Origin of the sequence: Brevibacterium sediminis, from assembly GCF_013623905.1 — a bacterium.
Lineage (GTDB): Bacteria > Actinomycetota > Actinomycetes > Actinomycetales > Brevibacteriaceae > Brevibacterium > Brevibacterium sediminis.
In genome coordinates this window covers 94,821-107,103 of record NZ_JABKDD010000001.1, presented here as the reverse complement: position 1 = coordinate 107,103, position 12,283 = coordinate 94,821, and the positions used below count along the sequence as shown (strand labels likewise).

The 12,283-nt window shown below is 64.1% G+C and carries 10 protein-coding genes; 5 read left to right on the top strand and 5 right to left on the bottom strand.

Features of this window, described 5'->3' with window-relative positions; all coding sequences use genetic code 11:
- Positions 1-39: 39 nt before the first annotated feature.
- Complete coding sequence (locus tag HK108_RS00485; RefSeq protein WP_181270333.1) at positions 40-678, bottom strand: TetR/AcrR family transcriptional regulator; 639 nt, start codon at positions 676-678, stop codon at positions 40-42.
- A 230-nt stretch (positions 679-908) separates the two neighbouring features.
- On the opposite strand from HK108_RS00485, the gene HK108_RS00480 reads away from it, so the two are divergent.
- A complete protein-coding gene (locus HK108_RS00480; protein ID WP_181270332.1) occupies positions 909-2,075 on the top strand; it encodes an acyl-CoA dehydrogenase family protein in 1,167 nt (388 codons plus the stop codon).
- Between the two features lie 12 nt (positions 2,076-2,087).
- Here the strand turns inward: HK108_RS00480 and HK108_RS00475 are convergent, their stop codons facing one another.
- Positions 2,088-3,059, bottom strand: coding sequence for an NADPH:quinone oxidoreductase family protein (locus HK108_RS00475; RefSeq protein WP_181270331.1), 972 nt, complete (start codon positions 3,057-3,059; stop codon positions 2,088-2,090).
- Positions 3,060-3,235: 176 nt separating this feature from the next.
- On the opposite strand from HK108_RS00475, the gene HK108_RS00470 reads away from it, so the two are divergent.
- The 4 genes from HK108_RS00470 to HK108_RS00455 all read left to right on the top strand — a co-directional run bounded on the left by HK108_RS00470 (position 3,236) and on the right by HK108_RS00455 (position 8,141).
- Positions 3,236-4,258, top strand: coding sequence for a phosphotransferase family protein (locus tag HK108_RS00470; protein WP_139907412.1), 1,023 nt, complete (start codon positions 3,236-3,238; stop codon positions 4,256-4,258).
- Positions 4,255-5,049: an SDR family oxidoreductase gene (locus tag HK108_RS00465; protein ID WP_181270330.1), complete on the top strand. Its 795-nt coding sequence runs from the start codon at positions 4,255-4,257 to the stop codon at positions 5,047-5,049. The genes HK108_RS00470 and HK108_RS00465 overlap by 4 nt, the downstream gene beginning before the upstream one ends.
- 82 nt (positions 5,050-5,131) lie before the next feature.
- Positions 5,132-6,337, top strand: coding sequence for an acyl-CoA dehydrogenase family protein (locus tag HK108_RS00460; RefSeq protein ID WP_172168705.1), 1,206 nt, complete (start codon positions 5,132-5,134; stop codon positions 6,335-6,337).
- Between the two features lie 85 nt (positions 6,338-6,422).
- Positions 6,423-8,141 (top strand): class I adenylate-forming enzyme family protein, encoded by a 1,719-nt coding sequence (locus HK108_RS00455; protein WP_181270329.1) that lies wholly within the window; start codon positions 6,423-6,425, stop codon positions 8,139-8,141.
- 54 nt (positions 8,142-8,195) lie between these two features.
- Here the strand turns inward: HK108_RS00455 and HK108_RS00450 are convergent, their stop codons facing one another.
- The 3 genes from HK108_RS00450 to HK108_RS00440 are packed head-to-tail and all read right to left on the bottom strand — an operon-like array spanning position 8,196 to position 12,217.
- Entirely contained in the window at positions 8,196-8,429 is a 234-nt protein-coding gene (locus tag HK108_RS00450; protein ID WP_181270328.1) for a hypothetical protein, read from the bottom strand.
- A 54-nt stretch (positions 8,430-8,483) separates the two neighbouring features.
- The gene (locus HK108_RS00445; protein WP_181270327.1) at positions 8,484-11,087 is read right to left on the bottom strand and encodes an AAA family ATPase; all 2,604 of its coding nucleotides are present in this window, start codon (positions 11,085-11,087) and stop codon (positions 8,484-8,486) included.
- A complete protein-coding gene (locus HK108_RS00440; RefSeq protein WP_181270326.1) occupies positions 11,084-12,217 on the bottom strand; it encodes a metallophosphoesterase family protein in 1,134 nt (377 codons plus the stop codon). The genes HK108_RS00445 and HK108_RS00440 overlap by 4 nt, the downstream gene beginning before the upstream one ends.
- Positions 12,218-12,283: the final 66 nt, after the last annotated feature.

The window sequence follows — 12,283 nt, the reverse complement described above, 5'->3', positions numbered from 1 at the left end:
CTCAGCTTCTCACCGGCTCTCGTCGGTGGGTCTGCGATCTCAGTCCGGTGCCGCACCCAAGAGCAGGGTTCGCGCGGTCCGCTGCCAGGTGGTGAGCATCGGCTCCCGGTGTGGGTCACGTCGGGAGAAGGTGTAGGTCACGGCCATTCCGCGCATGCTCGCGAAGATCATCGTGAAGACCTCATCGAACTCCGGGTTCCGCGTGACCGCCGACCCGAAGAGCTCACGGGCATTGTCCCGGACGCGGTCGAGGACGATCTTCTCGTGCTCACGGACGTTCACGGCCAGTTCATCGTCGGTGCGCGAAGCCGTCCACAGTTCGAGGGCAGAGAAGAAGCTGCCGTGCATCAGCCCCGTCCACAGGGTCCGAATCGCCCAATCGCTTCTGGCGTCGGCGGCGTCGGGTCGTTCCGTTTCCAGTATCCGACCGAATTCGTCGTCCTGGTCCTCCAGCCGTAGGCTGAGTCTCTGTTCGCCGAGGCGGCTGACTGCAGCCGTGAGCAGATCCTGCTTTGAGGGAAAGTGGTGGAGCAGACGCCCCCTAGTCACCCCCGCGATCGATTGGACTCTCACCGTCGTCGTCGCCGCATATCCTTCGCGCAGCAGGCATTCGATCGTGGCATCGAGGATGAGGTCGCGTGAGCGCGCAGTGCGTTCGGCTTGGTTGCCGGCATCCATCGCATCCCCTTCTGCCGTGTTCCGTTCCGGAGCTGTTCGACACCGCAGAACTGCGGTCGAAACGGGCTGCTTCCGACTATCTCACAGATCCAGTCTGTATTGACTGTTTTTCAGGCGGATGCCAGACTGAACGCACGCTCAGTGACCGGGCACACATCATCGCCTCGGCCCGAATACCGGCCTGTCTGCCCGCCCAGCGACAACCACTGCTTGAGAAGAGGACGCAATCGATGAAGAGGAATCTGTACAACGAGGATCATGAGGCATTCCGAGGATCGGTCGCTGCGTTCCTCGACCGCGAAGTCGTCCCCCACTTCGAGGATTGGGAGGAGAACCACCTCGTCGATCGGGAAATGTGGCGCAAGGCAGCGCAGTCGGGCATCATCGGCCTGGCCATCCCCGAGGAGTTCGGCGGTGGCGGCGTCTCCGACTTCCGGTTCGAGATGGTGCGAGCCGAAGAGATCGCCCGCCGTGGCGTCGGTGCGGCCACGAGCGGCTGGGGCGTCTCAGACGGAATCGTCCCCGGCTATCTCATGGAGTTGGGCACTCGGGCGCAGAAACAGAAGTATCTGACTGGACTGACCTCGGGCGCGATGATCGGGGCGATCGCCATGACCGAACCGGATGCCGGTTCGGATCTGCAGGGCATCACCACGAAGGCTGTCCGCGACGGCGACGATTGGATCATCAACGGCGCCAAGACCTTCATCACCAACGGCATCCACTGTGATTTCGTCATCGTCGTCGCCCGCACGAACCCGGAGGCGAAGGCGTCTCAAGGCACTTCGCTGTTCATCGTCGAGGCAGGCACACCTGGGTTCGAGAAGGGCCGCAAACTGAAAAAGCTCGGCCTGGACGCCCAGGACACCGCCGAACTCTCGTTCACCGATGTCCGGGTGCCGGCCGATGCCCTCCTCGGCGAACTCGATCAGGGGTTCATCCACCTCATGGTCAACCTCCCCACCGAACGCCTCCTCATCGGATCGGGAACCCTGGCATCGGCGCGGGCAGCGCTGGCATGGACGGCCGATTACGTCTTCGACCGCCCCGCTTTCGGTCAGACCATCGGCGACTTCCAGAACACTCGTTTCGAACTCGCCGAGCTCGAAACCCGCGTAGACGCCCTGGAGGCGTTCGTCGACCGCTGTGCCCTGGCTCTCAACGAAGGCGAACTCACCGCGGTCGACGCCGCCAAGGCGAAGTACTTGGGCTCGGACCTCGAGATCGAGGTCGTCAATCGCTGCCTGCAGCTCTTCGGCGGCTACGGCTATATGCTCGAGTTCCCCATCGCTCGCGCCTACAAGGACAACCGCATCCAGGCAATCTTCGGCGGAGCGAACGAGGTGATGAAGGAACTCATCGGACGCGATATCGCCAAGCGCAACCGCAAGAGGTGATAACGCCCGCGGCTACTCTCCCGCGACTTCGAGAACGACCTTGCCCATCACGGAACGGCCGTCGAGTTCCCTGATCGCCGAGGAGGCCTCGGCGAGCGGGTAGTTCGCGTGGATGCGCGGGTTGAGGTCACCTGCGGCAACGTGCCCGAGGACGGCGTCCCACTGCTCGTGGATGAAGTTCGGGTGACCCCAGGCCGCCGCGCCCCAAGCGACGCCGTCGACAGAGATGTTCTTCAGCAACAGGCGATTGACCTTGATCGAGGGGATTTCACCGGCAGTGAAGCCGAGAACGAGAAGCCGACCGAACGGAGCGAGCACTCGTGTCGAATCGGTGAATCGGTCGCCGCCGACGGGGTCGAAGACGAAATCGACGCCGCCCGGACAGATCTCCTTCGCCGCGTCCTTGAAGCCGTCGGCGAGGACGACATGCGTAGCGCCGATCTCGCGAACCGCTTCAGCCTTCGCCTGGGTCGAGACGACGGCGATGACTTCGAGGCCCATCGCCAGACCCAGCTGCACTGCGGCCGAACCGAGACCGCCTGCGGCTCCGTGGACGAGGAGGCTCTGGCCAGGCTGGGCATTCGCGCGCACCCGCAGTGCGAAGTCAGCGGTGAGCACGTTCATCGGCATGCCTGCGGCATCGGCCAAGGAAACCGAATCCGGGACCTTCACGGTGGCCTCGTCACCGGCGACGAGGTATTCGGCGAAGGTACCCTTTCCGGTGATCGCAGCAACGCGGTCCCCGACGGAGTAGCGGGAGTCCGGACCCACCTCGGCGACGACGCCCGAGGCCTCGGAACCCAGAGTGAAGGGCAGGTCGTGCTTGATCTGGTACATTCCGCGAGTCTGCAGGACTTCGGGGAACGTCACGCCGGCATATGCGACCTTGATGAGCACCTGGCCCGGCCCCGGCGACGGGCGCTCCACATCGAGATGCTCCACATCATCGGGGCCGGTCAGAGCGGTGACGCGAATGGCTTTCATTGTTTCCTCGCTATCGTTGTGACGCACACGGAACACTCGAGCTCCGGTGTCGGCGGTCTTCTCACCTCTATCACACCGAGCGGCTATGACCGTGATCACTTTCACGGCTTGACTCCCCCGCTCGGGATGAATACTGTGAACTCTACTGAACGACTGTTCACTCGGGAAGGTCAAGGATGACACAATCACCGGCAGGGTTCGATGCGGACAGCATCGGCAGATGGATCGAGCGGAGATTCGGGATCAGCGATTTCGACGTCGAAGTGATGTCGGTCGGTCGGTCGAATCTGACGTTCACCATCCTCGTCGACGGCAACCCACGCTGGGTCCTGCGCCGCCCTCCCCTGGGCCACGAGGGCGGCAGCGCTCACAATGTCGCCCGTGAGGGCCGGATCATGGCAGCGCTCAATGACAGTGACGTTCCGGTGCCGACCGTCCTCGACATCGTCGACGACCCCGAGGTCCTCGACGTGCCCTTCGTGTTCATGGACCACTGCCCGGGATTCCCGATCAACACTCCCACCGAGTGGGAGTCCATCCCACCTGAGAACCGCCGCGACTGTGCATTCGGCATGGTCGACGCGCTGGCGGCGATCCATTCCGTCGACGTCGATGCTGTCGGATTGTCCGATCTGCGTCGACCCGGCGGACTCATCGACCGGCAGCTGCGTCGTTGGATCGGGCAGGTCGAGAAGATCGCGATGCGCGAGACTCCGACAATCCACGAAGTCCACGATGTCCTCCGCGAGGCCATGCCCGACCCTGCGGGCTCGCCCGTGGGAATCGCACACGGGGACTTCAAACCGAACAATATGATCTTCGCGCCGTCGGGGTCGGTCAACGCCGTCGTCGACTGGGAGCTGACAGCCATCGGCGAGGTGCTCACCGACCTCGGCTATTTCGTCGCCATGCTCACGGTGCCCGAACAGTACACCAGCATCTGGGTGCCCCGAGCCGACGACGGTTTCCCCACCACAGACGAACTCATCGACCGCTATCAGGAAGTCAGCGGGCACGAAGTCCACGATGTCAGCTACTACTCGGCGTTCGCGATGTGGAAACTGGCCTGCATCCGTGAAGGCGTCTACACACGACTGGCGACAGGCAAGATGGGCGACCTCGATCTCGACCCGGAAGAGGCCGGAGCCGGGGTCGAAGACCTCGCTCGCCAAGCCCTCGACCTGTTGGAGAGATCATGACCTCATCCCTGGTCGGCAAGCGTGCGGTCGTCACCGGGGCCGCCGGTGGAATCGGCGCCGCTTTGGCCGCCGAGCTCATCGAACGCGGTGCGTCAGTCGTTCTCGCGGACCTCTCCCCCACGGTCGGCGACACCGCCGCCGTACTCGGCACCTCGGCATTCGCGTGGACAGGCGACGTGTCATCGGTCGAAGGAATCGGTGCGCTCATCGAATCTGCCGACGACAGCCTCGGCGGGATCGATCTGTACTTCGCCAATGCCGGAATCATCGGTCCGGCGATGCTCGGAGATTCCGACGCCGACTGGGACGCGATCATCGACGTCAACATGCGGGCCCATGTCCGCGCCGCGCAGGCACTCGTCCCCCGTTGGCAAGAGGCCGGTTCCGGGTATTTCGTCGCCACCGCCTCGGCGGCAGGGCTGCTCACGCAGATCGGCTCGGCCGCATATTCGGTGACGAAGCATGCGTCAGTCGGATTCGCGGAATGGTTGGCTATGACCTATCGCGACGACGGAATCCGCGCCTCGGTGGTCTGCCCGATGGGAGTGAACACGAATCTGCTCGACGACGCCGGATCCGCCGGCGGCGCCGCCCAGAAGGCCGTGACCTCAGCCGGAACCGTCCTGGAACCCGCCGAGGTGGCCGCCATCGTCCTCGACGCCGTCGAGAACGAGCAGTTCCTCATCCTGCCGCACCCCGAAGTCCTCGAGATGTACCGGATGAAAGGCAGTGACTACGACCGCTGGCTGCGCGGAATGTCCCGATACCAAGCCCGACTCAGCGAACAGTGACACCGAGCCCACCACCGAGTGAGACTCACCCAAGACCAGACCTCACAGCAGTGTGAGACCCACCGAGAAGCAAGGAGCCCACGTGTTGGAAATCAGCGAACGCGGACGCGAGTATCAGGAGCGTCTGAACGCCTTCATGGACGAATTCGTCTACCCGGCCGAGCCGGTCTACGCCGAGCAGATGGCCGCGGCGGCCAGCCCCCACACACAGCCGCAGATCCTCGAAGACCTCAAAGCCGAAGCGAAGAAGCAGGGCCTGTGGAACCTCTTCCACCCGCACCCGGAATGGGGACCCGGGCTGACGAACCTCGAATACGCTCCATTGGCCGAGATCACCGGGCGCAGCCTGGAGATCGCCCCCGAAGCGATCAACTGCAATGCACCGGACACCGGCAATATGGAGGTCTTCACGGTCTTCGGCACGGATGAGCACAAGGAGAAGTACCTGGGGCCCCTGCTCGAGGGTGAGATCGCTTCGGCCTTCGCCATGACCGAGCCGGCCGTGGCCAGCTCCGATGCGACGAACGTCGAGATGAGCATGGAGCGCACCGACGACGGATTCGTGCTCAACGGCCGCAAGTGGTTTGCGTCGAACGCGATGCACCCGAACTGCCGGGTGCTCATCGTCATGGGCAAGACCGATCCCACCGCCGAGGTGCACCGTCAGCAGTCGATGCTCGTCGTGCCGATCGATGCCGCCGGAGTCACCGTGGTGCGCAACCTGCCCGTATACGGCTACGCCGACCGGGAGGGCCATGCCGAGATCATCTTCGAGAACGTGCTCGTGCCGTTCAAGGACATTCTCAAGGGCGAGGGCGAAGGCTTCGCCATCAGTCAGGCGCGCCTGGGTCCGGGCCGGATCCACCACTGCATGCGTGCCATCGGAGCCGCCGAGCGGGCGCTCGAACTCATGGTCAAGCGCGCAGAATCTCGCGTGACTTTCGGTGAGAAGCTGTCGAACCGGGCGAACATCCAAGACTGGATCGCCGAGTCCCGGATCGAGATCGATCAGGCTCGGCTGCTGACCCTGCACGCCGCGGACATGATGGACAAGTACGGCAACAAGGTGGCGAAGAACGAGATCGCTGAGATCAAGGTCGTCGCACCGACGATGGCGCTGAAGGTCATCGATCGGGCGGTTCAGGTCCACGGCGGCGGCGGAGTCACCGAGGACTTCCCACTGGCCCGGATGTGGGCGCATATGCGCACCCTGCGTCTGGCCGATGGACCGGATGAAGTGCACAAGCGCTCCATCGCCCGCAATGAGATCAGGAAATACCGCGGCTGAGGTCGGCTCTTCCTCGATACAGTGAGACCCCACCGGGCCCGCAGCAGTGTGCACGGGCCCGGCACCGCCTGCGAAAGGATGTTCAATGACGAACAATTGGTTTGAGGATCGCCCATGGATCACCACTTTGGGCGATCTCGCTCAGGAGCCCTATGTGCTGCCGGATTCCACGCCCTTGGCCGACCTGGCTGCAACAGTCGACGCCCGTGGCGACGAGGAAGGCATCAACTACTACGGATTCACCCTGACCTGGGCGGAGTTCGACCGGTGGTCGACAGCTTTCGCTGCCTTCCTCTCGGCCCACGGGATCAAGCCCGGCGACCGTGTCGGCATCTATGATCAAAACACCCCCGCGTTCGTGATCTCCACCTATGGGGTCTGGAAAGCCGGAGGCACCGTCGTCCCCCTCAACCCCATGTACCGCGGCGAGCTCGAGCACATCTTCGCCGACTCCGAGGTCAAGGGACTCATCGTCTCTCAGGCTGCCTATCTCGACCGGGTCAAGGACTATACCTCGGACCTGCCGCTGGTTGTGCTCAGTGATGACCGGAGCTTCCAGACGGATGGCCCTGATGCGATCTATGCGATGTTCGACAAGCTGCCGCGCTTCGAGGACCTGCCGCCGGCCGAAGGACGTTTTGCGTTCGCAGAGGCGGTGGAGGACAACCTCGATACCGACTTCACCCCGTACTCCCCTGCTCCGTCGGACCTCGGTCTCATCGCCTACACGTCCGGCACCTCGGGACGGTCGAAGGGAGCGGCAGCGACTCATGCGAATATCTCGAGCAACTCGCGCTACTGCCTGCGCAACCCGATCCTGGGTCCCGGCGACGGCTACGTCTCACTGGCTCCCCTGTTCCACATCACCGGATTCATCTGCCAGTTCCTTGCGGCCGTGGCCGGTGGTGCCCGGCTCATCCTGAACTATCGTTTCGAACCCGGTTCGCTCATCGCTCTATGTGATCGGCAGAAGCCTGCGTACATGGCCGGCCCGGCCACGATATATACGGCGATGATGGCGCACCCCGACTTCAGCGCCGAGAAGTTCGCATCCTTCAAATCCCTCATGTCCGGCGGTGCACCGCTTCCCGAAGGACTGGTCAACAAATTCGAAGAGCGTGCCGATATCTATGTCGGTCAGGGCTACGGCCTGTCGGAGACCTGCGCCCAGGTCGCCACCGTGCCGCATGGATTCCAAGCCCCGGTCGACCCGGACAGCGGGAACCTCGCCTGCGGTCTGCCGCAGCCTGATGTGATGATCCGCATCCTCGATGACCACGGTCAGCCCATGGGCCCCGGGGAGGTCGGAGAGGTTGCGATCTCCGGACCGCAGGTGGTCTCCAGTTACCTCAACAACCCGCAGGCCACCGCGGAGCAGATCCCCAACGGCGAGCTGCACACCGGCGATGTCGGGTTCATGAATGAAGACGGGTGGCTGTTCATCGTCGACCGGAAGAAGGACATGATCAATGCCTCCGGCTTCAAGGTCTGGCCGCGGGAAGTCGAGGATGTACTCTACATGCACCCGGCCATCCAGGAGGCAGCTGTCGTGGGCATCCCCGATGACTACCGCGGCGAGGATGTGTCGGCCTTCGTCACCCTGCAGCCCGGCGCCGAGGCGACCGCTGAGGAGATCATGTCATTCTGCCGGCAGAAGCTCGCTTCCTATAAGGCTCCGCACCAGGTGACGTTCATCGATCAGCTGCCGAAGACGAGTTCCGGTAAGATCCTGCGACGGACCATCCGCGCCGATGCCGTCGAAGCCGCCCGGGCGGCCAAGGCAGCAGCGGGCACTGCCGACTGAGGCTGAGGCCAGGGCGGTCTTGCGCGAATCCGGCTTCCGCGGCGTCGGTGTCGTTCAGGGGACGCGGGATGCCGGATACTTGTCTGCCTCGCTGATAATCTCCGGAGTCTGTTCGTCGTCCTCGACAATGCCTGCCATCTCCCATCGGCCGTGGACCGGGCAATATTGGAAGCGATACGCACCGAAGCGGATGGATTTGAATGACATCAGCGGAATCCAGCGAGTGCGGTAGTACCCGCCGCCGGAGCAGCGGACGATGACTTCATCGGCATAGGTCTTCTCGCTCATGACCCCCAGGTTAACGCAAGGCCCCTTAACGACGTCGAGACTGGACGCCGAGATTCAGCCCAGGCTGACGGTTTCGGCGCCGCCGATGGAGGCGAAGCGGTCGGGCTGACAGGTGAGCAGAATGACCTGAGCCGTGCGGCCGACATTGCCGAGGATGACGTTGAGGGCGGCCAGGCGCTGCTCATCGGAGAAGCCGAAGGCATCGTCGAGGATGACCGGTGCTCCGGCTTCCGCATCGACGAGGGTGGCAACGGCGAGTCGGCCGATGAGCGCCAACTGTTCCTTCGTCCCGCCCGAAAGCGCGTCGAAGGCCACGGTGCGTCCGTCGAGCGTGCGGGAGACGATTTCGAGGTTCTCGGAGATCTCCACCGACAGTCCCTGACCGAAGATCACCCGACCCAGCTTCTCGATCGCCTCCTTGAACGGGGCGACGTACCTCCGCTGAGCCTCTTCCTTGTGTGCGAGCACGGTGTCGCGCAATAGTCGGATCGCATTTGCCTGCCGCTGCATGCGAGCCTGCTTCGACCGAATGGACTCCACGTTCTGCTCTGCAGCTTTGAGCTTGTCGTAGATGCCCTCGGCCGCACGGTCATCGATGAGAGCCGCGAGCTGATCGACCTCCTGCCGGTCCTTCTCCTGCTGCTTCTGTTTGCTGTCGACGAGCTGGAGAGCGTTCTGCAGTCGCATCTCAAGAGTCTCGGGGTCGGCGGCCTCGTATGCGGAGCGTGCGGCAGCGGCTTCGTCCTCAGCCTGTGTCAGTGTCGCCGTGGCAGCGGTCAGTGCTTCGTCGAGGGACTCATCGGAGTTCGCTTCCCTGTCCATGCTCAGGCGGGTGCTGAGGTTCTGCAGCGTCGTCGCCGCCTGTTCGCGCGTCGACTGTGCACGCACGGCAGCCACACGTGCCTCATCCCGGTCGGTGCGAATGCGTTCGAGCGCGGTCCTAGCCGTCTCGACCTGCGCGGTCGCATCGTCGACGGCTGCTGACGTCGATTCGACCAGTGCTTCGAGGTCGTCGATCGATGCGGCGGTTCCGCTCGTATCAGCGGGGTCCCCCGCCACGTGTTCGGCTCGGGTGAGCGCGGCATCGAGTCCGTCGCGGTCGTCGTCGCCGATGAGCACCCGCAGAGTCGATGAGGCTTCGGCCAGCACGGACTCGGCATCGGTGCGCACCTCGCTGCGTTCGCGTGCCTGTTCTAGGGAGGTCACGCCGAGCCGGTCGAGTTCCGCGTCGAGAAGGGTCTGCGCGGAGTCGACGGCTCGGTCGAGTTCGGCTGGTGACTGTCCCGGTCGCACGGTGATGTCGACGACGGAGTCGATGAGGATCTGCAGGTCCGAGGTGACGGCGAATTCCTCGGCGGACCCCTTGGGCACATCGGTTCCGTCGATGCTCACGGCGGTATCGCCGAGGCGGCGGGCGACGATCTGTGCGGCGGCCGCGGTCTTCGCGTTCTGCGCAATGCGCAGCTCGGTGAACAGTCCTCCGAGTTTCTCCACGTCTTTCGCGGTCACGGTGATCGACCCGATCGTCGCTTTCGCCTCAGCTGCTCTGCGTTCCTGGTCGCGGATGTCGGCCAGCCTCTTCCGCAGAGTGTCGACCTCTCTGCGTGCGCGGGCCCGAGCGAGATCGGCGGCTGCGGTCTTCGCTTCAACCTGAGCGGTGAGGAGTGCGGCCTGTTTGGCCTCGAGGCCCTTCTGCGCCTCGGCGAGAGACGAGTCCTCTTCCTGCTGTGCGGTCGTGACCGTCTTGAGTGCATCGTCGGCAGTCTTCACCGACTCTTCGGCCGCAGTGACCTCGGTGATGAGTGCCTGACGTCGGTCTCGCGCCTCCTCGGCACGCTGACGTTCTCTCTGTGCGACGCCCGCGCGTTCGAGAGCTCGATCGAGTTCGGTCTTGAGCCCGGACACGGACTGCACAGCCTGTTCAGCCTCTTCGCGTTCGGTCACGGCCGATGCCAGCTGATTACGCCCATTCGTCAGCCGCTCGGCTGCTCGAGCATGCCGGTCGACGAGCCCGTCCATATCGGCGCTGCGAGCCTTCAGTTCACGATGCTGCTCTTCGGCGCCGGGGAGTTCTTCGGTGAGCCTTCGCAGCTCACCCGTCTCCTTGCCCTTTGCCGTGAAGAACCTCAGGTATTCGGTTTCGACTCTGTCGAGGAAGGCATCGTGGTCAGCCGGTTCCTCCCCGGCCTCGCCCAGAGCACCGTGCAGTGCCTTGATCTCGGCCAGGGAAGCCTGGTCGAGGCTCCGGCCCTGAGCGACGTCGAGAGCGTCGAGCAGGTCGACATCGACGGTTTCGTCGAGGATCGCCAAGAACCGCTCATGTGCTTCGCTGCCGCTGAGCTGTTGGGGGACGGGGTTGAGAATGCTCAGCTCGGTGAAGGGCTGTTTGATCCAGCGTTTGCTGTATCGGAGTTCGTAGTCCCCGGTGCTCAGGTGCAGTTCGACCTGCGGACCGACGTCGGAACCGACCGGTTGGGTGTCTTTGACGCTGGCCTTGCGGGAGCTGTCCTTGTCCTCGCGCAGCTGCGTGATGGCCTGATGGATCGAGGACTTCCCGACCTCGTTCGGGCCTTCGACGATCGTCACCCCGGAGCTGAAGTCGACGGTGGCGTCGCTGATGGCGCGGTAGTCGATGAGGCGGATGGAATGGAGTCTCATGAGCCGCTCCTGGCGAATCGGTAGAGCAGACCGAGTGCGTCTTGGGCCGTGACTGCTGAGTCGTCGTCTGCGGTGGCACGTGCGGAGAGTTCGTCAAGAGTCTCCTGCAGGTATCCGCTCAGTCCGAGATCGGCGAAGTCGTCGTCCGCAGCGACGACGGCCAGGTCCATGTGACGCTCCCAGAGTGAGACGAGCGCGAACAGGTCGGAGAAGTGGTCGAGCTGTTCGTCGAGTCGGGCCTTCGCCGCCGTCGGCAGAGTGCCGCGCAGGATCAGCCACACCGCCGTGCGGTCCTTGTCGGGAACGGCATTCATCCGCTCTTCGAAATCGGCGACATCCTCGGCGGAGTTGAGGTCGGCTTCGATGACGGTGAATGCCCATGTGCCGACGTGGACCTTCTCGACCTCGGCCCGGTGGGTGTCGGCATCGATGTCGACGAGGAGCACGTTGCCCGGATCGGTCTCCCGCCGAGAGGTCACTTCCGGTGCTCCCGGATACCAGATGCGGTCGGCGACCTCGAAGGTCGCGTGCCGGTCGCCGAGCGCGACGAACTGGGCCCGGTCGTCGCGCAGCAGTGCCTGCAGATGGTCGGTGTCGATGGTGGCCAGCGATTCCCGATCCGGGTCGAGGACGCTCACGGCTCCGTGGCCGGCGATGATCCGGATATCACCGGCAGCCACCTCGGCGAGGTCTTTCGTCGCTGCGGCGACGAGATCCCCTTGAGGATGTTTGGAAGACCAGGGGGCGCCGATGATCTCGACCCCGGAAACGACGGTGAACGGGTCGCTGCCGCGCAGGACATGCACATGCGAGGGCACCCGTGAGGAGAAGGCCGGGGAGTCATAGATCGATGCGGCGTCCAAGGGGTCATGGTTGCCGGGAAGCAGCACGACCGGCACGGTGAAAGCGTTGAGGACTTCGAAAGTCCGGGCGATGATCGCGCGGTCGAGCTGGTTGGTTTCGAACACGTCCCCGCAGACGAGGACGAACTCCGCGCCTGTCTCGGCGGCGAGCGCTCCGATGCGGGCAACGGCGTCGAGGCGGGCGCGATGGTACCTGGGCCGGGCCTCGTCGCTGAGGTAGTGCGCGGTCATACCGAGCTGCCAGTCCCCCGTGGCGATGAATCTCATCTGCTCCTCCTCAATCGGTCCCATCCTACGGTCGCAGGCCCACACTATCGGCAGGCACTGACGCGG